General features: G+C 71.8%; 15 protein-coding genes. 8 read left to right on the top strand and 7 right to left on the bottom strand.

Going from position 1 to position 19,151, the window contains the following annotated elements; translation table 11 throughout:
- The first annotated feature begins 236 nt into the window (after positions 1 to 236).
- Together SSP24_RS21580 and SSP24_RS21575 are read left to right on the top strand one after the other, a co-directional pair.
- The gene (locus SSP24_RS21580; RefSeq protein ID WP_174864682.1) at positions 237 to 1,037 is read left to right on the top strand and encodes a polysaccharide deacetylase family protein; all 801 of its coding nucleotides are present in this window, start codon (positions 237 to 239) and stop codon (positions 1,035 to 1,037) included.
- Positions 1,030 to 4,614, top strand: a complete 3,585-nt coding sequence (locus tag SSP24_RS21575; protein WP_141311317.1) for a lipopolysaccharide biosynthesis protein — start codon at positions 1,030 to 1,032, stop codon at positions 4,612 to 4,614. The genes SSP24_RS21580 and SSP24_RS21575 overlap by 8 nt, the downstream gene beginning before the upstream one ends.
- A gap of 3 nt (positions 4,615 to 4,617) precedes the next feature.
- On the opposite strand, the gene SSP24_RS21570 is transcribed toward SSP24_RS21575, so the two are convergent.
- On the bottom strand, positions 4,618 to 6,030 hold the full coding sequence (locus SSP24_RS21570; protein ID WP_141311316.1) for a GH39 family glycosyl hydrolase: 1,413 nt from the start codon (positions 6,028 to 6,030) through the stop codon (positions 4,618 to 4,620).
- 168 nt (positions 6,031 to 6,198) lie between these two features.
- Here SSP24_RS21570 and SSP24_RS21565 point away from each other — a divergent pair, with 168 nt between their 5' ends.
- The gene (locus SSP24_RS21565; RefSeq protein ID WP_141311315.1) at positions 6,199 to 7,293 is read left to right on the top strand and encodes a DUF5925 domain-containing protein; all 1,095 of its coding nucleotides are present in this window, start codon (positions 6,199 to 6,201) and stop codon (positions 7,291 to 7,293) included.
- 29 nt (positions 7,294 to 7,322) lie between these two features.
- On the top strand, positions 7,323 to 8,096 hold the full coding sequence (locus SSP24_RS21560) for a DUF72 domain-containing protein (protein ID WP_141311314.1): 774 nt from the start codon (positions 7,323 to 7,325) through the stop codon (positions 8,094 to 8,096).
- A 96-nt stretch (positions 8,097 to 8,192) separates the two neighbouring features.
- Here SSP24_RS21560 and SSP24_RS21555 read toward each other — a convergent pair whose 3' ends face one another.
- A complete protein-coding gene (locus tag SSP24_RS21555; protein WP_141311313.1) occupies positions 8,193 to 8,567 on the bottom strand; it encodes a GntR family transcriptional regulator in 375 nt (124 codons plus the stop codon).
- Positions 8,568 to 8,638: 71 nt separating this feature from the next.
- On the opposite strand from SSP24_RS21555, the gene SSP24_RS21550 reads away from it, so the two are divergent.
- Together SSP24_RS21550 and SSP24_RS21545 are read left to right on the top strand one after the other, a co-directional pair.
- On the top strand, positions 8,639 to 9,568 hold the full coding sequence (locus SSP24_RS21550) for a GNAT family N-acetyltransferase (protein WP_141311312.1): 930 nt from the start codon (positions 8,639 to 8,641) through the stop codon (positions 9,566 to 9,568).
- Positions 9,549 to 10,052, top strand: a complete 504-nt coding sequence (locus tag SSP24_RS21545; protein WP_141311311.1) for a ribonuclease FAU-1 family protein — start codon at positions 9,549 to 9,551, stop codon at positions 10,050 to 10,052. Before SSP24_RS21550 ends, SSP24_RS21545 begins: the two co-directional genes overlap by 20 nt.
- Before the next feature lie 14 nt (positions 10,053 to 10,066).
- Here the strand turns inward: SSP24_RS21545 and SSP24_RS21540 are convergent, their stop codons facing one another.
- On the bottom strand, positions 10,067 to 10,684 hold the full coding sequence (locus SSP24_RS21540; RefSeq protein WP_141311310.1) for a class I SAM-dependent methyltransferase: 618 nt from the start codon (positions 10,682 to 10,684) through the stop codon (positions 10,067 to 10,069).
- A 139-nt stretch (positions 10,685 to 10,823) separates the two neighbouring features.
- Here SSP24_RS21540 and SSP24_RS42940 point away from each other — a divergent pair, with 139 nt between their 5' ends.
- Both SSP24_RS42940 and SSP24_RS21535 read left to right on the top strand, forming a co-directional pair.
- Complete coding sequence (locus SSP24_RS42940) at positions 10,824 to 10,961, top strand: hypothetical protein (protein ID WP_167529651.1); 138 nt, start codon at positions 10,824 to 10,826, stop codon at positions 10,959 to 10,961.
- 195 nt (positions 10,962 to 11,156) lie between these two features.
- On the top strand, positions 11,157 to 12,218 hold the full coding sequence (locus tag SSP24_RS21535) for a lytic polysaccharide monooxygenase auxiliary activity family 9 protein (RefSeq protein WP_141311309.1): 1,062 nt from the start codon (positions 11,157 to 11,159) through the stop codon (positions 12,216 to 12,218).
- Positions 12,219 to 12,272: 54 nt separating this feature from the next.
- Here the strand turns inward: SSP24_RS21535 and SSP24_RS21530 are convergent, their stop codons facing one another.
- From SSP24_RS21530 to SSP24_RS21515, 4 genes are all read right to left on the bottom strand, one after another.
- Positions 12,273 to 13,139: an esterase/lipase family protein gene (locus SSP24_RS21530; protein WP_141311308.1), complete on the bottom strand. Its 867-nt coding sequence runs from the start codon at positions 13,137 to 13,139 to the stop codon at positions 12,273 to 12,275.
- Positions 13,140 to 13,297: 158 nt separating this feature from the next.
- Positions 13,298 to 14,272 (bottom strand): DNA polymerase Y family protein, encoded by a 975-nt coding sequence (locus tag SSP24_RS21525; protein WP_141311307.1) that lies wholly within the window; start codon positions 14,270 to 14,272, stop codon positions 13,298 to 13,300.
- A complete protein-coding gene (locus tag SSP24_RS21520; protein ID WP_141311306.1) occupies positions 14,269 to 17,736 on the bottom strand; it encodes a DNA polymerase III subunit alpha in 3,468 nt (1,155 codons plus the stop codon). The genes SSP24_RS21525 and SSP24_RS21520 overlap by 4 nt, the downstream gene beginning before the upstream one ends.
- A 316-nt stretch (positions 17,737 to 18,052) precedes the next feature.
- Positions 18,053 to 19,135: a S1 family peptidase gene (locus SSP24_RS21515; RefSeq protein ID WP_141311305.1), complete on the bottom strand. Its 1,083-nt coding sequence runs from the start codon at positions 19,133 to 19,135 to the stop codon at positions 18,053 to 18,055.
- Positions 19,136 to 19,151: the final 16 nt, after the last annotated feature.

Here is a 19,151-nt window from a genome sequence, read left to right as displayed (position 1 = left end):
AGACGCGACCGACGAAGGCACAGACGCCATCAACGAAGGCGCGGACCCCATCGAGGAGGCGGCAGACGCGATCGACGAAGGCGCAGACCCCATCGAAGGGGCGGCAGACGCGACCGACGAAGGCACAGACGCCATCAACAAAGGCGCGAACCCCATCCAAGGGGCGGCAGACGCGACCGACGGAGGCGCAGACGCCATCGACGAAGGCGCGGACGCCATCGAGGGGAGCGGCAGACGTGACTGACGCGCGCGTGCCGATCCTGATGTATCACGCGGTCGCGACCGATCCGAACGACGCCACCCGCGCCCTGTCGGTCACCCCGGAGGCCTTCGCCCGGCAGATGGAGGTCATCGGCGACCTGGGCCTCACCCCGCTCACCACGGCCGACCTCGCGGGCCGCTGGCGCTCCGGGCGCCCGCTACCGCCGCGCCCGGCCCTGGTCACCTTCGACGACGGCTACGAGGGCGTCCACCGGCACGCCCTGCCCGTGCTCGCCAAGCACGGCTTCCCGGCCACGCTGTTCGTCTCCACCGGCTGGATCAGGGGCGCCTACGACACCGGAGGCGGCCTCGAGCGCATGCTCGACTGGGACCAGGTGCGCGAACTGGCCGGGTCCGGCGTCGAGATCGGCGGCCACAGCCACAGCCACCCGCAGCTCGACCAGCTCGACGACGACGCCCTGCGCTTCGAGCTGACCCGCTGCCGGGACATCGTCGCCGGTGAACTGGGCGCCCTGCCGGTGTCGTTCGCCTACCCGTACGGCTACTCCAGCCGCCGGGTCCGCCGGGAGGTCCGTACGACGGGGTACGCCCAGGCGCTCGCCGTCGGCAACGATCTCGCCCGGCGCTCCCAGGGGCCGTACGCCCTGCGTCGCGTCACCGTGCGCCGCAGCACCGGGATCGAGGAGTTCGAGCGGCTGGTCGAGGGCCGCACGATCACCCGCACCTTCGCCAGGGACCGCGCCCTCACCAAGGGGTACGCGCTGGTCCGCCGAGCACGTCAGGTCCGCCGGAAGGCCACCCGTACCCGTGTCTGACACGACGACCACAGCACAGGCCGAACCGACCGACAAACCGGCCCCGGAGCAGCCCCGGCGTCGCCTCGGGCTGCCCGGGCTCGGCCGGTCGCCGGGCGGCGGCCAGCTGTTGCGCAACGCGTACGCGCTGATGCTGAACACCGGCATCTCCGCGGTGCTCGGCCTGGGCTACTGGCTGCTCGCGGCCCGCTACTACTCCGAGGCGGCGGTCGGCCAGGGGTCCGCCGCGATCGCCGCGATGAAGTTCCTCGCGGGGCTCACTGCGGTGACGCTCACCGGCGCCCTGGCCCGCTTCATCCCGGTCGCGGGCCGTGCCACCGGGCGCCTCATCTTCCGTACCTACGCGGGCAGTTCGCTGGTGGTGGCGCTGGCGGCGGGCGTGTTCCTGCTGACGCTGGACGCGTGGGGACCGTCGTACCGCTTCCTGCACTCGCCGCTGCCCGCCGCCGGTTTCGTGGTGGCGGTCGTCGCCTGGAACCTGCTCACGCTCCAGGACGGTGTGCTCACCGGGCTGCGCAGCGCGCTGTGGGTGCCGGTCGGGAACACCGTGTTCTCGGCGGTGAAGCTGGGGCTGCTGATCGCGTTCGCGGTGGCGATCCCGATGGCCGGGGTCTTCGTGTCCTGGGTCGCGGCGATCGCCACGTCGGTGCTGCCGCTGGGCTGGCTGGTGTTCAGGCGGCTGGTGCCCCGGCATGTGAAGGCGACCGAGGAGCACGCGCGGCCGCCGACACTGAAGGAGGTCGGGCGGTTCCTGGCGGGCGACTACACGGGCTCGCTGTTCTCGCTCGCCGTGGTCTATCTCGTGCCGGTGATCGTGGCCGCGCAGGTCAGCGCCGAGGACAACGCGTACTTCTACATCACCGCCACCATCGGCGGCACGGTCAACCTGCTCGCCATCAACATGGGCGCCTCGCTGACCGTCGAGGGCTCGCACGACCCGGGCCGGCTCGCCGCCAACACCCGGGCCGCGCTGAAGCGGATGGCCCGGATCATGCTGCCGGCCGCCGCCGTGCTGTTCTTCGGCGCGCCCTGGATCCTCGGCGTGTTCGGCGCGGGCTATGCGGACGCGGCGACACCGCTGCTGCGCTGGTTCGCGGTCGGGGCGGTGCTGCGGGTCGTGATGGAGACGTACTTCGCGGTGCTGCGCGCGCAGAGCCGTACCGCCGGACTGGCCTGGCTGCAGGGCCTGTTGTGCGCGCTGGTGCTCGGCCTGACGCTGGTGCTGCTGCCGCGCATGGGGCTGACCGGGGCGGGCGTCGCCGAGATCGTCAGCCTCGCGGTGATCGTGGCGATCGCCGCGCCCAGGCTGTACCGCATCGTCCGGGGCGCGGCCGCCGACGTCCCGGCGGGCGCGGCACCCGACGGGGACCTCGCCGACCTGGGGCCTTTGCCGGGAGTCCCGAGGCGCGGGCCCGCCTGGGCGCTCGACAGTGACACCCTCGCGCTGGGCATCCCGGCCGACCTCGACCATCAGGAACGGCGGCCGGATGTACGACCGGGGCCGGGGACGCCGCCCACGGGGGTGCCGTCGGACCCTGCCGGGGCCGCGGAGGCCGCTCGTCCGGGGCTCCCCTGGCCGCAGCGCCTGATGCCCACCCGCCTCGGTGTGATCCTCGGCTGTCTCCTGGTCGCCGCACTCCTGCTCTACTGGGTCCCGGCATCCCGTCTCGGCGAGGCCGACCTGGACCGCATGGGCGGGCTGGGCCTGATCTCCGTCCTGCCCACCCCGACCCTGGCCGGGGCCGCGCTGCTGGTCGTGGTGTTCGCCTCGCTGCTCTGGCTGAGCCGTGAGCACCGGACGTTGCTGCTGGTCACGCTGCTGGCCACGGTCGTGTCGCTGCACGCGCTGCCCGCGGTGATCGAGACCGAGCCACGGTTCGCCACGGCCTGGCAGCACCTCGGCTTCCTCGACTACATCGACCGCACCGGCACGGCCGTACCGGACCTGGACGCGCGCTGGAGCTGGCCCGGCTTCTTCGCGGTGGCCGCCTTCGTCGCCCAGGCCTGCGGGGTCACCGACTTCACCGAGGTCATCCGCTGGTGGCCGCTGACCGTCCAACTGCTCTACCTGGCACCGCTGTTCCTGCTGACCCGGTCGCTCCGGGCCAGCTGGCGTGCCAAGTGGACCGGTGTGTGGATCTTCGTGCTGAGCGGCTGGGTCGGCCAGGACTACTTCTCCCCGCAGGGCTTCACCTACCTGCTGTACCTCGTGCTCGTGGCGATCGTGCTGGTCTGGTTCCGCGCCCCGCGCGTGATCTGGACGAGGCTCCGCCCCGGTGAGGCGGAGGTGGAACCGACGAACCGGCGGCAGCGGGTGGTGCTGCTGCTCGTCGTGATCGGCCTGTTCGCGGCGACCGTCCCCGCCCACCAGCTGACCCCGTTCGTGATGCTGGGCGTGCTCGCGGTCCTCGTCCTGGTCGGCAGGTCCGAACTGCGCGGCCTGCCGGTGCTGTTCGCGGTGATGGTCGCGGCCTGGATCGGCTTCATGGCCGAGCCCTATTGGTCCGGGCACTTCGACGAGCTGTTCGGCGGGATCGGCGGCGTCGGCGGCAACGTCTCGTCGTCGGTGTCCGGGCGGATCGAGGGCGGCAGTTCGACCCACCAGCTCGTGCTGTACGCGCGCGTGGCGCTGGCCGGCGGGGTGATGGCACTCGCCTGCTGGGGCTGGTGGCGACGGCGCGAGCACAAGTACCGCGAGCGGTCGCTGCTGGTGCTGGCCTTCGTGCCGTTCCTGGGCTTCGGCATGCAGTCGTACGGCGGTGAGATGGCGCTGCGCGTCTTCCTGTTCGCGCTGCCCGGCGCCGCCCTGCTGGCGGGGCTCGCGCTCTTCCCGCGCACTGAGGGCCGGGGGCGCCTCGCCCCGCCGGCCGCGCTGATGGCGGGGCTGGTGCTGATGGGCGGGTTCCTGGTGGCGCGGTGGGGCAACGAGCCGTTCGAAAGGGTGCGGCCCGGCGAGGTCGCCGCCATGGAGTTCGTGTACGCGCACGACGACCCGAGCGTGCGGCTGCTGTGGCTCAGCGACGACCCGCTGCAGACCGTGACGCCCGCGATGCCGTGGGGCGCCCGGGACATGGAGAAGGTGGAGTACGTGCCGACGCTCGCGCCGACCGACCCGGTGCTGGTGTCGGGGCTGGTCAAGGCGTTGAAGGACGCCGGGCCGAACTCGTATCTGATGATCAACCGTGCTCAGGTCACCTATCTCCGCATGGATGTGGGCTATGCGGCGACCTGGGAGCCCCGGGTGATCCAGAACCTGGACCGGCGGCCCGAGCTGCGCAGGGTGTTCGTCAACGAGGACGCGACGATCTACGCCCTGGCCACGCAGCCCGCCGGTCCGGTCCCCGAGGCCGATCCCGGTCCGCCGGGACCGCTGGTGACCTGGACGCCCTGGTCGGTGGTCGGCGCCCTCGCGGCCGTCGCGCTGATCGTGCTGCTGTCGGCGCGGGAGGTGATCCGGGTGGGGATGCGGCCGAGCGTGCGGCAACTGCGGTGGCTGCAGAGCGGCTTCTGGTTCTCCCTGCCGCTGCTGGCGGTGCTGGTCGCGGCGTTGGTGCAGCGGTTCCTGACCATGAAGTAACGGCTACCGCTTGAGCCACTTGACCTCGTACGCCTGAAGGTCGAATTGTTTGCCGTCGACCGTCGCGCTGATCGTCCGGTCCAGGGGGTTGACGACCAGGGCGGTCCTGTCGGTGGCGAGGATGCGTACGTCCCCCGGGGCGGCAACGGTCTCGTACTTCCTACCCGGCGGGAACTCGGCGTTGAAGCGGGCCACCAAGTCGTACATGGGCAGCTTCGCGCCCCCGCCCTCGGTGTCGGTCGGCGTCCAGAGGCAGCCGGGGCAGTCGGGGCCGGTCTCCTCCTCCGGGTTCCAGTAGAAGCCGGAGGAGGCGCCGCCCTTGACCATGGCGATCATCGCGGCGGCCTGGACGGCACGGCGGCGGGGCTCGGACCAGCCGTGCCGGTCGTCGTTGCCGTCGGCGGGCTCGACGTAGTACTCGGCCCACCACAGCGGCAGCTCCTCGCCGGTCTGCCGCCGCACCCACTCACCGACGGCCGTGAACTTGTCGGTGGCGGCGAACTCGTCCGGCAGCAGCTCGTCGTCCTTGGTGTAGCTGGAGCCGTCCACGACGACGAAGTCGGCGCCCGCCTTGTGCTCGTTCCAGTAGGCGAAGGCGTCGAGGACCCGCTGGTCGAGAGCGCCCCAGGGGCCCTTGAGGGTGGTGGAGGCGATGTCCGTCTGCCGCGGGTCGACGCTGTCCATCACCAGGTAGGGCCCGCCGACCATGATGTCCTGGTTCACCTCCTTGAGGGCTTGGTAGACGAGGTTGTAGAGCTTCGTGTAGCCCTCGTGGTCCCAGCGGCGCTCGGCGTCGTTCCAGAAGCCCTTGAACTCGTTCCAGACGATGAAGTGGCGTACGTCGGGATAGCGCCTGGCGACGGTCGCGGCGAGGGCGGCGAAGTCGGCGTAGTGCTCGGGCCGTGGGGCGGTCTCCAGGGCGGCCTGGCTCCAGTCGGTGTTCTCGGCGCCCGCCTCGCCGCCCTTCATCCAGTCCGGGGCGCAGCACAGGGTGATCACCGGGGTGCCACCGGAGGCGCGGACGAAGTCGACGCGGCGGTCGAGGGCGGCGAAGTCGTAACGGCCCTTCACCGGCTCCGGGTTGTCGGCGCCCCAGCCCATGATGTGCTGGTTCTGCGGCAGCGCCGACTGCTTGAGGCTCGTGGTCACGCGCCCCACGGCTGCGGCGGGGCCCTCGTCGGCGCTGAACTGGGTGTGGGTGAAGCCCCAGCCGACGTCCGGTCGCGGCTCCTCGGGCGGGGCGGCGGGCGTGCCGTGCACCTTGTCGCCGTCCGGCGAGGTGCCGGCGGTGCTCGCGCCGTCGCCGGGAAGCGTGCTGACCAGGGTCACCACCAGGGCCACGAGGGCCGCCGACACACCGAGCAGCGCGGTGAGCCGCCACCGCCGTGCCCCCGTACTCCACCCATGACGTCCCATCGAGGGCAACAGTAATGGCGAGGACGGGCGTTGGGGCAGATGTCGTACATGTACGGCCCGGAAACCGGATGGAGCGGGGCACAGCGGGAGCAGGGGTGTGCAGCCGACACTCCGCGCGCACCTCGGAAACCGGGTGCACGCGACGGCCGCGTGCCCGATCATGGCGGCATGTCTGCGAACCCACACGACGCTCTGCCGATCCGGCTCCACGTCGACGACAGCGACTCGCCGTCCGACGTCGTGGACGCGCTGTTCCTCGGCCGCTTCGCGACGGGCGAGCAGCCGTACTCGCACGCGGCGAACATCGACCGCGTCCGCTCCGGGGCGACGCTGCTGCCGCCGGAGGCCCGGGTGCTGCGAGTGGCCCGCGACGACGACCGCAGCGCCACGCTCGCGGAGGGCGACGGCTGGACGCTGCTGGTCTCCCGCTGGAACCGGGGCGCGGACGTCACGGTGACCGCGACCAGCGCCGACCTGGCGAAGAAGGTCCTCGACCGGGCGACGGACGGCGCGGCGGACGAGCCCGAGCCGCAGCCGGAGAACGTGACGATGGGCTTCTGGTACGTCTCCCCCAGGCGCGGCCCGCACCGTACGACGCGGCAGATCTCGGCGGGTACGTGGGACGAGGTGCGGGCCAACTACACCGGGCCGGTCGCGGACGCCATGGACCGGCTGATGAAGACGACCCCGGAGGACATCGCGGGACGCCTGCTCCTGCTGCACGGCCCGCCGGGCACCGGCAAGACGTCGGCGCTGCGCACGCTGGCCCGCTCGTGGCGGGACTGGTGCCAGGTGGACTGCGTCCTGGACCCCGAGCGGCTGTTCAGTGACGTCGGCTATCTGATGGACATCGCGATCGGCGAGGACGACTCGACCGGCAAGGGCCGCTGGCGGCTGCTGCTGCTGGAGGACTGCGACGAGCTGATCCGCGGCGAGGCCAAGCACACGGCGGGCCAGGCGCTGTCGCGGTTGCTGAACCTGACGGACGGGCTGCTGGGCCAGGGACGCAACGTCCTCGTCGGCGTCACCACCAACGAGGACCTCGAACGCCTCCACCCCGCCGTCGTCCGCCCCGGCCGCTGCCTGGCCCGCATCGAGGTGGGGCCGCTGACCCGGCGCGAGGCGGTCAGCTGGCTGGGCACCGAGGAGGGCGTCGGGCGGGACGGGGCGACGCTGGCGGAGCTGTACGCGCTGCGCCGGGGCACGTCTCCGACGGCGCTGCCGGAGCCGCGGGGCGGGTCGGAGGCGGGGCTGTACCTGTAGGGGGTCTCGTACGGTGCTTTGATGGACGTATGACCCTGTTCGTCGGCACGTCGGGGTGGCAGTACAAGGACTGGCGGGGGCTGCTGTACCCGGAGGGCTGCCCGACCCGGCTGTGGCTGGAGGAGTACGCCGAGGGGTTCGCCACGGTCGAGATCAACAACGCGTTCTACCGGCTGCCGACGCGGGAGAACTTCGAGGCGTGGCGGGAGCGGGTGCCGCAGGACTTCGTGGTGGCGGTGAAGGCCAGCCGGTATCTCACCCACATCAAGCGCCTGAAGGACCCCGAGGAACCGGTGCACCGCCTGATGACCCACGCGGCGGGCCTCGCCGACCGGCTCGGCCCGGTCCTCCTCCAGCTCCCGCCGAACCTGCGCGCGGATCCCGGGCTGCTGGACGCCTGCCTCGCCTGTTTCCCCACCGGCACGAGGATCGCGGTGGAACCACGCCACGACTCCTGGTGGACGCCGGAGGTGGAGCAGGTCCTGCGCTCGCGGCGAGCGGCCCTGTGCTGGGCCGACGTGCTGGCCCGCCCGGTGACGCCGCTGTGGCGCACGACGGACTGGGGTTACGTCCGCTTCCACCAGGGCCGTGCCCGGCCGTGGCCGCACTACGGCCGCCAGTCGCTGCAGACGTGGGTCCACCGCATCACGGCCGTCTTCCCCGGCGACCACGACGTGTACGTGTACTTCAACAACGACCCGGGTGGGGCGGCGGTGGGCGATGCGGTGACGTTCGCGGACCTGGCGAGGCGAACGGGTCGGAGGGTCACGCGGACGCCGAGGGAGCTTGCGGTCCGGCGCTGAGGCCGACGTCGCAGTCCCTCTCCGCCGCAACGGCGCTCCGCCACGACGGCGTATACCGGCGGTGCCGAACCCCGTCAGCCCTCCGCCGACAAACCCCTACCTCCCATACGCCGCCCGCAGCGCGTCCCGCACGGCATCCAACGCCGCCTCCTCACCGAGCCCGAGCCTGCGCACCCTCTCGGCGTAAGCCTGCGCCGCACCCGCCGCCTCCCGCTCCGCCGCCGACCCCGCCGCGGCGACGAACGTCCCGTGGCGCCCCCGTGTCTCGATCACGCCGTCCGTCTCCAGCGCCCGGTACGCCTTCGCCACCGTGTTCGCGGCCAGCCCCAGCGACTCGGCCAGCCCTCGAACCGTCGGCAGCCGATACCCCACAGGCAGCGCCCCCGACCGCGCCTGCGCGGAAATCTGCGCCCGGACCTGCTCGTACGGCGGCTCCGCCGCACCCTCATCGATGTCGATCTTCAAGGTCACGCGCCCGATTCTCCCGTACCGGCCGCAAAATGAGAGGCATCCCGGCCCCTGCCCGCGTAACGTCCGACCCCATGACCGTGATCGTGCGTGACCTGCGCCCCGAGGCCCGAGCCGACGTCGAGGCCTTCGCCCGGGTACGGCACCTCGCCCTGCCGTACATGGTGTCCACCCCGGACTCCGTCGCCCATGCCATCGCCCAGGCCCACCCCGACGCCCACTACCGCCCCCTCGTGGCCGAGCTGGACGGCGAGATCATCGGCACCGCCCAGGTGGGCATCGCCCACGACAGCCCGGAACCGGGCCAGGGCTACCTCAACGTCTACGTGCACCCCCAGCGCACCCGCCACGGCGCCGGCTCGCTGCTGGTCCGGGTCGCCGAGGAACATCTGGCCGCGCAGGGGGCGACGAAACTCTTCACCTGGGTCCTCGACGAGCCCGCCAACCGCTCCTTCGCCGAACGCCACGGCTACCGCCCCAGCCGCTCCGCGCACTTCCTCCGCCTGGACCTCGCGAACAGCACCCTGCCGCCCCTCCAGACCCCGCCCCCCGGCGTAGAACTGCGCACGGCCGCCGACTACGCGGACGACCCGCGCCCGATGTTCGCACTGGACGCGGAGGCGACAGCGGACGAACCGAGCGACATCGCGGTCGAGTTCACGGACTACGAGGCGTGGATCGCCGAAACCTGGAAGCACCCGCTCCTCGACCTCGAACTGACCTCTGTGGTGCTCGTCGACGGCCGGCCCGCCGCCTTCAGCGCCGCCTACACGGACGGCGCCACCCGGTACGCCTCCGCCATGACCGGCACCGCCCGCGCCTTCCGCGGCCGGGGCCTGGCCAAGCTCGCCAAGAACGACTCCCTGCACCGCGCCCGCGCCGCCGGGTACACGGAGGCGTTCACGGGCAACGACGCGGGCAACGACCCGATGCTCGCGATCAACAAGTCGTTCGGGTACGAGATCTGCGCGACGGAGGTGCGCCATGCCCGCCAACTCGGCTGAGCCGGACGCCATGGTGGACGTCGTCCTGGTCAAGGCCGGCCGGACGAAGATCCGTTACCCGGCCGAGCTGCTCCAGGACGACGGCACCCGGATCGTGGTCCGCGCCCCCTTCGCGGGCACCGGCGTGCGCGACTTCGGCTTCGTACGCTTCGATCCCGGGGACGTCTTCACCGAGTACTACTGGCGGGACCGCTGGTACGCGGTGATGGAGGTCCGCGACCCGTCCGGCGTCCTCAAGGGCTGGTACTGCGACATCGCCCGCCCTGCCACCTTCTCGGGCACCGAGCTGGTCGTCGAGGATCTCGACCTGGACCTGTGGCGCTCCGCCGACGGTACGGACGTACGCCGCCTGGACGAGGACGAGTTCGCGGAGAGCGGCCTCACGGAAACGGACCCGGAGGCGGCCACAGCGGCACTGGCGGCTCTGGACGAACTGGAGAGCCTGGCCCGCGGCGGCGATTTCGAGTCCCTCCTCAGCAGGTGAGCAGCAGCTGAACGTCACTCCAGGGCGACGACCGCATACCGCTCGTCGTCCACGACCTTCCCCCACAGCGCCGTGTCCTGCGACAACCGCTCCACCCACACCGACCCGGCGACGGGCGCGAGAAGCTCCCGGAGCCGGTCCGCCGCTATGCCCACCGGCGCGACCGTCCCCCACACGCCCTCGACCAGCACCAGCCGCCCTCCCGGCCGCAGCAGCCCCCGCCAGTGCCGCAGCGCCCGGCCGGGATCGGGCAGCGCCCACAGCACATGCCGTACGAGCACGACGTCGAACTGCCGCTCCCCCACCGGCGGTGCCGCCGCGTCACCGACCAGGAACACGACGTCACGTCCGGCGAGTTTCGCGCGGGCCCGTTCCACCATGACCGGGGACAGGTCGACGCCGGTGACGCGGTGTCCCTGCTCGGTGGCGAGGAGCGACAGGCTGCCGGTGCCACAGCCGAGGTCGAGGACGTCGCAGGCGGTGTCGGGCAGCCAGGAGCGCAGCCGCCGAGCCCAGGCGTCCCGCACCTCGGGATCGCGCAACCCGTGATCCGGCTCGTCGTCGAAAGCGGCGGCGAGCGCGTCCCAGTCCAGGTCGTTCGCCGAGGTCATGGCACCCTTTTCAGCCGTCATGCCCCTCATGGTGACACCCGCCACTGACAGTCGAATCGTGACGGCCGCCACAGACATACCGGCAGCGATGAGGAACTCTCGCCGAAATGGTCTACCTCCGTGAGAACACGGAACCCGGTAGGCACTGAAGGAGGCAGCCATGCGCCGAGTCACAGTGCACAAGCCCCCGCGGAAGACGGAAGCGCGCCGACTCCGCGAGGAGGCCGACGAGCCCACCTACGAACGCCGGCCCGAGGTGCGCAAGGACATCGCCCGCACCTGGTGGCCGGCTCACTGACCTGGTCCACCCGAGAGGTACCTACCTGAGCGCAGTCTGAGCGCTCCCTTAAAGGGACCATAAGGATCTCCCTCGACCGCCTTCAGCAGGCGATTTCGCGGTTTCTTGGGGCTAGCTTCTGAACGCCCCCCCCACGGGATCACCCCCGGGATCACCCCGGGATCAACCCAAGTGACCGCTACGAGGAGTTCCCCCATGCCCGCACGCCGCAAGGCCGTCGCCGTCGCCGCCGTCGGCATAGCCCCGCTCGCCCTGACCGCGCTGTCCACCGCGCCCGCGTCCGCGCACGGCTCGATGGGCGACCCGGTCAGCCGGGTCGCCCAGTGCTACGCGGAGGGCCCGGAGAGCCCCACGTCGGACGCGTGCAAGGCGGCGGTCGCGGCGGGCGGTACCCAGGCTCTGTACGACTGGAACGGCGTCCGCATCGGCAACGCGGCAGGGCAGCACCGGACGCTCATCCCGGACGGCAAGCTGTGCAGCGCGAACAACGAGGCGTTCAAGGGCCTCGACCTGGCCCGCGCCGACTGGCCCGCGACGTCCGTCAGCAGTGGGTCGCACACCTTCAAGTACCGCGTGACCGCCCCGCACAAGGGCACCTTCACGGTCTATCTCACCAAGCCCGGTTACGACCCCGCCCAGCCGCTCGGCTGGGACGACCTGGACCTGGCGAACCCGGTGGCGACGGCCACCGACCCGGCCGCGTCGGGCGGTTTCTACACCTTCTCCGGCAGCCTCCCCGAGCGCTCCGGCAAGCACGTCCTGTACGCGATCTGGCAGCGCTCGGACAGCCCCGAGGCCTTCTACTCCTGCTCGGACGTCACATTCGGCGGAAGCGGCAACGGCGGAAGCGGCTCCAACGACAACACCGGTGACAGCGACAGCAACGACAGCGACGGCAACGACGACAGCAGCAACAACGAAAGCGGCAACAACAACGGCTCCACGCCACCCGTTTCCGCCCCCACCGCCTCCGCCCCCACCGACGAGCAGATCGAGGCCGCCGCCGAGAACTCCACCATCGAGAACCACGGCCACGGCGACAACGACCCCGGCACGTCCGCCGCCCCGGACGCCCCCACCGCCAACCAGCCGAAGGCCGCGGCCGCCGGGACCTCCGAGAACCTCGCCGAGACCGGCGGCGACAGCAGCACCACGTACCTCGCCGTCGGCGGCGCGGCCGCGCTCGCGCTCGGCTCGGCGGCCCTGTTCGCGTCGGTGCGCCGACGCGCGGCGCGCGGCGGGCGGCACGGCCGCTGACCCAGGGTTCCGGGGTCTGACCGGCGGCTCAGGCCGGTCAGACCCCGGCGATGCTCAACTGAACACCGACGCACAGGTGGTCGGCTTCGCCCGCGCCGGATCGAGGGCGTTGGCGACCTCGTGGAAGGCGATCCGGTCGAACAGCCCGATCGCCAGATGCTCGGAGAAATCGACCGGGCACAGGTCCTGGAGCAGCACGTTGCGTACGTCCGGTCCGTCCAGGTACTGACTCCGATACGGAGTGACCACTTGGTCGTACTTGGTGGCGATGACCGTGTAGCGCACGCCGGGTACGGTGTCGCCGCCCGCGTTGAGCTTGGCGAGGAAGGCGGATCCGGCGATCTGGTCGGCGAGGGCCGGGGTGGCGGTGGAGAGCAGGTCCTCGGCGCCCGGGAAGTACGGCAGCAGGTGGGTGAGGCCGGACAGGGTCGTGCCGTGGTTGTCGGGGGCGATACCGACGAGGGCGTTCACCTCGGCCGCTCCACCGAGGAACTTAAGGTAGTGGCGGGGCATCATGCCGCCCTGCGAGTGCCCGACGAGGTCGGCCTCGGCGGCGCCGGTCGCGGCGAGCACCTTGTCGACGAAGGCGTCCAATTGTTCGGCCGACTTCTCGATGGGGCCGAGGCCGTGGAAGAACGGGACACCGGGCAGCTGACCGTAGTCGAGGGAGAAGACGCAGTAGCCGCGCTTCATCAGATACGGGGCGAGTCCCAGCCAGTTGTCGACGGAGTTGCCGAACGTGCCGTGCACCAGGACGACGGGGCGAGGATGGGCGGCGGACGGCTTGCAGGAGTAGTTGTTCCAGCCGCTACTCGGAGCGGCGGTGGCCGCCTGGGCGGTGGTGGCGGCGGGGAGAGTGGCGATCGCGGCGGTCAGCAGCAGCGCGACCACGGGTCTGAGCACTCGTTTCCAGGGCAGCATCGGGTGATCTCCTTGCGGCTCACGGGAGGTGCGATGACCTAACGCCCTGTGATCCGGATCACGAGGATGCTGTTCACTTGTCAAGTTACGAATGGGTAGTTCAAGGGGGAAGTTACGCGTCAGTAAAAACTTCCAGTGATAACCAGCCAGAAAAGGGCCTACGCCGCCAGCGACCCCGGAATCACCGCCCGCGGCCCGAACTTCGCCCGCGCGCGGTCCGCGACCTCCTCGATCCGGCGGACCTTCTCGTCCACGGGGTCGAAGGTCAGCTGGTGGGAGGCCTGCTCGGCGGGCGTGAGCCCCTCCGCGCGCAGGGCGATCGCCCGGACCCGGGCACGCTGGAGGCCGAGCGCCTCGTACATCCCGTACGCCGCACGCGTCAGCGCCGGCGAGTGCGCGGTCGGTTCCTTCAGGGTGCGGCTGCGGGTGGTCGAGGAGCGGTCGGCGTAGCGGACGGTAAGGGTCAGGGTGCCGCAGACCTTCTCCACGGCGCGCAGCCGGGTGCCCAGTTCCTCGGCGGCCGAGAGCAGCGCGCGGCGGTGCCGCTCGGGGTCCAGTTCGTCGCGCGGGAAGGGGCGTTCGGCGGCCAGCGAACGCGACACGGCGTTCGGGACCACCCGGCCGCGGTCGACGCCGTTCGCCTTCTCGTGCAGCTCACGGCCCGCCTTCGCGCCGATCAGCCGCTGGAGCGTGGACAGCGGCGCGGTGGCGACCCGGCCGAGGGTGTCGAGGCCGTACTCGCACAGCGTGCGGGCGGTCGCGGCCCCGACGCCGGGCAGCACGGCGACGGGCTTGTCGGCGAGGAACTCCGCGATGGCGTCCGGCTCCTCGGGCACCACGCAGGTCACCCCGGGCTCGGCATACCGCAGCGCCACCCGGGCCAGCATCGGGCCGGGCCCGGCGCCGATCGCGCAGTCGACCCCGTGGTGGGCCAGCGCCCGGACCCGGATCACCGACGCCAGTTCCACGGCGCTGCGCCCGAAGTACCGCTCGGCACCCCGCAGATCGGCCAGCGCCCCGTCCGGCGGCAACGCCTCGACGACCGGCGTGAACTCCTCCAGCAACCCCAGCAGCCGGGGCAGGGCCGCCTCGTGCGCCGGCGGCAGCTGGAAACGTACGCAGAGGATGGTCATCCCGCACTCCCCGGACTCTGGTGCCACAACTTCCTTGCCTTCGCAGGCCCTTGTGAGGCCTCTTCGCCCGCAGGACGCAGATCGGCCCACGGATGCATCTCGTATCCGGTGGGCATACGGATCCGCCGCCCGTGCGTCGGATCGCCCCCGGAACCGCCCGAGCCGTCCGCCCCCTCCGGTACCGGCTCCGGCCGCCCCGGCTCCGCCAGCCGCTCCGCCACCACGTCGAGCCCGCCCTCCGCGCGCAGCTCGACCAGCTCGGCGAGGTTCCAGGCGGCGGAACCCACCACGCTGAGGCTGCGCGGCCCGCGCCGCTGCACCACCCCGCGCACCAGCAGCAGCCAGGAGTGGAAGACGGTGTGCGCGCAGGCGTCGTGCGAGTCGTCGAAGAAGGCGAGGTCGATCAGGCCCGTACCGTCGTCCAGCGTGGTGAAGATGACCCGCTTGCCGGACCGGATCGGCGGCGTCTGCGTGGCCGCCTTGGCGCCCGCGACCAGCACCGTCTCCCCGTGCCTGGCGTCGCGCAGCCGCCGCGCCGACACCACGCCCAGCTCGTCGAGGAAGGCCCGGTAATCGTCCATCAGATTGCGCGAGGCGTCCATGGACAGCACACCCAGCTCGGCGCTGAGCCGCTCCGCCGCGGACAGGTCGGGCAGCCCGGCCGGGGCGGTCTTCCGCCCGCCGGACAGCGGGAGTTGACCGCCGCCGCCACTGCGCGCGCCCCGGTGCAGCTCGGTCAGGTGCAGTTGCAGATCACGGCGGTTGGCGCCGAAGGAGTCCAGCGCACCGACCTGGGCCAGCCGCTGCGCCAGCGGCCGGCTGGGCCGCGCCCGCTCCCAGAAGTCCACCAACGAGGCGTACGGCTGCCCGTCCGCGATCCGCGCCGCCTCGGCCTCGCTGATCCCGTGCACATCGGAGAGGGCCAACCGGAGCCCCCACACTCCGGATTCAGACACCAGTTCGATCCTGTGTGCGACCCCCGACTTGTTCACATCCAACGGCAGGACCGGCACCCCCCGCCGCCGCGCGTCCGCCAGCAGCAGCCGCTTCGGATACATCCCGGGGTCGTGCGTCAGCAACCCGGCATAGAAGGCGGCGGGGTGATGCGCCTTCAGCCACGCCGACTGGTACGTCGGTACGGCGAAGGCGACCGCGTGCGCCTTGCAGAAGCCGTACGAACCGAACGCCTCGACGATCTCCCAGGTGCGCTGAATCGTTTCCGCGTCATACCCGCGTGCCGCCGCGTGCTGGGCGAACCACACCTTGATCCGCCCCTGCGACTCCGGATCGGACAGCCCGCGCCGCACCCGGTCCGCCTCGTCGCGCCCGCAGCCGGTCATGATGTCGACGATGTGGATGATCTGCTCGTGGAAGACGACGACTCCGTACGTCTCCCGCAGCGGCCCCTCCAGGTCGGGGTGCGGATAGCGGACCGGCGCCCGCCCGTGCCGCGCCGCGATGAACGGCCGCACCATGTCGGCGGCGACCGGCCCGGGCCGGAAGAGCGAGATGTCGACGACCAGGTCGTGGAAGGTGGCCGGCTGGAGCCGCCCGACCAGGTCCCGCTGCCCCGGCGACTCGATCTGGAAGCAGCCCAGCGTCTCGGTGGAGCGGATGAGGCTGTACGTCGCCGGATCGCCGTCCCGCAACGCGTCCAGGTCGATCCGCTCCCCCGTCGCCCGCTCCACCTCGGCGACCGCGTGCGCCATCGCCGACTGCATCCGCACCCCGAGCACGTCCAGCTTGAGCAGCCCGAGGTCCTCGACGTCGTCCTTGTCGAACTGCGACATGGGGAACCCCTCGCCGCTGGTCGGCATGACCGGCGTACGGGAGAGAAGGGAGGCGTCGGACAGGAGCACCCCGCACGGGTGCATGGCGACCCCGCGCGGGAGGGCGTCGAGCGCCTCGACCAGCTCCCACATCCTCCCGTAGCGCTCCTTCTCCCCCGCCAGCTGCTTGAGCTCGGGCAGCTCGTCGAGGGCGGCGCGGGCGTCCCGCGCGCGGATGTGCGGGAAGGACTTGGCGATGCGGTCGATGTCGGCGGGGTCCATGGACAGGGCGGCGCCGACGTCCCGGATGGCGTGCCGGACGCGGTACGTCTCCGGCATCGCGACCGTCGCGACCCGCTCGGCGCCGAACCGGCCGATGATCGCCCGGTAGACCTCCAGACGGCGTGCGGACTCCACGTCGATGTCGATGTCGGGCAGCACCAGACGGCGCTTGGACAGGAAGCGCTCCATCAGCAGCCCGTGCTCGACCGGATCGGCGTGCGCGATGCCGAGCAGGTGATTGACGAGGGAGCCCGCGCCGGAGCCGCGCGCGGCGACCCGGACTCCCATCTTCTTCACGTCGTCGACGACCTGGGCGACGGTGAGGAAGTAGGAGGCGAAGCCGTGATGGGCGATGATGTCCAGCTCGTCGTGCATCCGCTCCCAGTAGTCGCGCCGGCCGGCGTAGCCGTGCAGCACCATCCCCGCCGCCGCCCGGGAGGCGAGCACGCGCTGTGCGCTGCGCCGGTCCGCGCCGACGAGATGCGGCTCGGGGAAGTGCACGGTGCCGATGCCGAGGTCGTCCTCGGGGTCGACCAGGCACTCGGCGGCGGTCGCCTGCGTCTGCTCCAGCAGCCGGTGGGCGGTGTCCCGCCGGAAGCCGGCGGCCTCGACGACCCGCTCCGCCACCCCGAGCATGACGCCCGGGTTCTTCAGCCAGGCCTCGCCGGAGTCCAGTTCCTTGGTCGGGTCGATCGGGACCAGGCGGCGGGCGGCGTCCAGTACGTCGGCGACCGGGCCCATGCCGGGGTCGGCGTAGCGGACGGCGTTGCTGAGCACGGGCCGGATCCGCTGCTCGGCGGCGAAGCCGACGGTACGGGCGGCCAGGCGCAGGGAGCCGGGGCCGGTGCCCTTGCGGCCGTGCCAGACGGCCTCCAGGCGCAGGGCATCGCCGTAGATCTCCCGCCAGCAGGCGAGGAGCTTCGCGGCGCGGTCCGGGCGGCCCGCGGCGAGGGCGCGGCCGACGTCGGAGTCGGGGCCGAGCAGGACGGTGAGGCCGTCGGCGTGGTTGGCGGACCAGGGCAGCAGGGGCGTGCCCTCGCCTTCATGGGCCGCCGTGACGATTCGGCACAGATCGGCCCAGCCGCGGGCGCCGTCCCGGGCGAGGAAGGTCACGCGCGGTGTCGACTCGTCGATGAAGGCACCGCCACGCACGGGGGTGCGGCGGCGCCGGTCCTGCCGTACACGGTCGGGCTCGGGCTCCGCCACGGCCAGCTCCGCCCCGAACAGCGGACGGACGCCCGCCTTCGCGCAGGCCTTGGCGAAGCGGACGGTACCGGCGAGGGTGTCGCGGTCGGTGAGCGCGAGGGCGTCCATGCCCCGCTCGGAGGCGCGCTCGGCCAGCCGCTCCGGGTGCGAGGCGCCGTAGCGCAGGGAGAACCCGGAGACGGTGTGCAGATGCGTGAAACCCGGCACACGCACCTCCCGCACTCGCGAGCCCCTACCGGCTCTCGAACATCAGTTCCAACTCTCCCACCCCCACCATAGACCAATTCCCGAACATCTGTGCGACATCGACTCGGGCAAGCCCCACCTGCACAAACGCGCCCCAGCAGCATGTGAGCGACGGGACTGCACGCCGGGTAAAGGGGCGCGGGGAACTGCGCGACAAGCCCACGACGCCCCGCAGCGCACCCCACAGAGCAACCACCCACGGCGAACGCGAAAGTCCCGCCCCTCACACACGGGGCGGGACTTCACACGAGCACAAGCACAAGCTGCGCGGCGAAGATCAGCCGATCTGCGTCCCAGTCGCCGACAGCGCCTCGGTCACCGGCTGGAAGAACGTCTCCCCGCCGGACGTGCAGTCACCGCTGCCGCCGGAGGTGAGGCCGATCGCGTTGCTGCCGGAGAACAGCGAGCCGCCGCTGTCCCCGGGCTCGGCGCAGACATCGGTCTGGATGAGGCCGTTGACGATGTCGCCGTTGCCGTAGTTCACGGTGGCGTCCAGACCGGTGACCGTGCCGGAGTGCACCTGCGTGGTCGAACCGCTCCGGGTGACCTGCATACCGACGGTCGCCTCGGCCGCGCCGGTGATCTGCTGCGCCGAGCCGTCGTAGAGGTTGACCTCGCTCGGGTGGTCGACGTCGGCGGTGTACTTGACGAGGCCGTAGTCGTCGCCCGGGAAGCTGGAGGCCTCGTTCTCGCCGATGACGTTGCCCGACGAGTCGGACCACGTGGAGATGCCCTCGGTGCAGTGACCGGCGGTCAGGAAGAACGGCTCGCCGCCCTTGACCACGTTGAAGCCGAGCGAGCAGCGCCCGCCGCCACCGGTGATCGCGTCACCACCGGCGATGAAGGGCTTGAACTCTCCCTTCGTCCGCTGGAGTTCGGCCGTGCCGCCGAGCCCCTCGACGACCTGGGTCAGCTTCTTCCACTCGGCCGCGGAGACGGTGCGGTCGGCGGTCACCACGACCTTGTTGGTGGTCGGGTCGGTCACCCAGGCGGTGCCGGGGATGGTCGCGTCCTGCTTGAGGGTGGTACGCGCGCTCTTGAGCTCGGCGAGGGAGTTCTCGACGATTCTCGCCTTGGCGCCGGCCTCCTCGACCAGCTGGGCGGCGGCCTCGTCGAGCACGTTCACCACGAGGCTCTTCGCCTTGGCGTCGTAGTACGTTCCCGCCGCGTCGGCGCCGAGGTCACGGTCGAGCGTCGAGGCGAGCTTTCCGGCCGCCAGGGCCGACAGCGTCTTGACCTCCGGGGCGTCCGGGGTCTCGCTGGCGTTCGCACTCTGGAAGGTCACTCCCGCGGCAACCAGTGCGGCGATGCCCGCACCTGCCACGGCGGCCCGCCGCTTGGGTATGCGTCGGTGCTTCAACTCACGTCCTCCTGTG

The organism is Streptomyces spinoverrucosus, assembly GCF_006539505.1.
Lineage (GTDB): Bacteria > Actinomycetota > Actinomycetes > Streptomycetales > Streptomycetaceae > Streptomyces > Streptomyces spinoverrucosus.
This window is presented reverse-complemented; position numbering and strand designations above follow the sequence as displayed.